Genomic DNA, 1450 nt, shown 5'->3' on the forward strand with positions numbered 1-1450 from the left:
CCCCCACCACCACGCTACCCCCGCTTGCCTCCGACCAGGCCGTCAGCCGCGACTTATACCCGCAGGAGGACGCGCACCCCGGCGACAACAAATGACCGCACGGCGCAGCCGCGTTTGCATCCACCGGCTATCCCATTGACCGGGAGTACACCGCATCCCTCCTCGGGTTCGACGGGCTTCTCGAGAACAGCATGGACGCCGTGGCCACCCGGGACTTTGCGCTCGAAGTCCTCGCCGATCTCTCCATCCACATGGCAAACACGAGCCGGCTCTGCGAGGAGCTCGTCATCTGGAGCACATCTTTCGTGAAGTTCGTGGAGATGGACGACACCTACTGCTCCACATCGTCCATCATGCCCCAGAAGAAGAACCCGGACACAGCCGAGATCATGCGGGCAAAGACCGGCACGGTCTTTGGGTCCCTTGCGGCCGCATTCACCATCACAAAGGGCCTGCCGATGAGCTACAACCGCGACCTCCAGGAACTGACGCCAAACCTCTGGCGCGGGGTGCACAGCGCCGGGATCAGCACGTGGGTCCTTCTCGGCATGCTCGAGACTGCAAAATTCGATACGAAACGTATGCGGGAGGAAGCAGGGAAAGGCTTCTCCACGGCAACGGAACTTGCCGACACGCTCGTCCGCTCGTACGACATCCCGTTCCGCACAGCGCATTCGATCGTCGGGAGAGCAGTGCAGAAGGGCAGCCTGACACTTGCCACGCTCGACAAAGCAGCTGCCGAGGTGGCCCCGGGAACCTCGCTGAAGAAGATGGGGCTCACGCAGAAAGAGATAAGCGAGGTCCTGGACGCTGGCTACTCGGTTGCCATCCGGGACATCATTGGAGGCCCGGCACCGAAGGTGACAAAGAAGGCAATTGCTGCCCGCAGGAAGCAGGCGGATAAGGACAGTGAACTGATCCGGGAGAAGTTCAAAAACCTCAGGTCGACAACAACAAAACTCACCGAAACAGCGCGGAGGCTGGTAGCATAACAACAGAGTTTGTTTCCGGAGATATCGTACAGTGCGCTTATGGCGGAAAGCAGCTGAAGGGGATCTATATCACAAACCGCGACGGCATGGCCGTTGTCAAGCTCGGCTCGGGCTACAATATCGGCGTGCCGCCGCAGGTCTGCACGTTCGTGGAGCGGCCGGTACCGGCGCCAGCAAAGACCCCCGACATTGCCCAGAACAAGAACCTCCCCACCCTCTCCATCGTTTCCACGGGGGGGACGATTGCAAGCCGGATCGACTACCGCACCGGCTCCGTTACAAGCCAGTTCAATGCAAGCGACATCCTCGTCGCCATTCCGGAACTCGCGGAGATCGCAAACTACCGGACCATCCCCCTTCCCACCCTCCTTTCTGGAAACACGACCCCCGCCCCCTGGCCGCCCCCCGCCCGGACGACCCCTGCCGAACCAAAACACAGCCAACAGGTAGCCAACGTA

Annotated in this window: 2 protein-coding genes; both read left to right on the forward strand. The window is 61.0% G+C overall.

Annotated elements, in window-relative coordinates:
- Nucleotides 1-134: 134 nt before the first annotated feature.
- Nucleotides 135-992, forward strand: a complete 858-nt coding sequence (locus tag CW742_RS12915; RefSeq protein WP_394339473.1) for an argininosuccinate lyase — start codon at nt 135-137, stop codon at nt 990-992.
- A 23-nt stretch (nt 993-1015) separates the two neighbouring features.
- Nucleotides 1016-1450, forward strand: a 435-nt coding sequence (locus CW742_RS12920) for an asparaginase domain-containing protein (RefSeq protein ID WP_292421011.1), incomplete at its 3' end; no start/stop codon positions are given.

The sequence above is a fragment of the Methanoregula sp. genome (assembly GCF_002835825.1).
Lineage (GTDB): Archaea > Halobacteriota > Methanomicrobia > Methanomicrobiales > Methanospirillaceae > Methanoregula.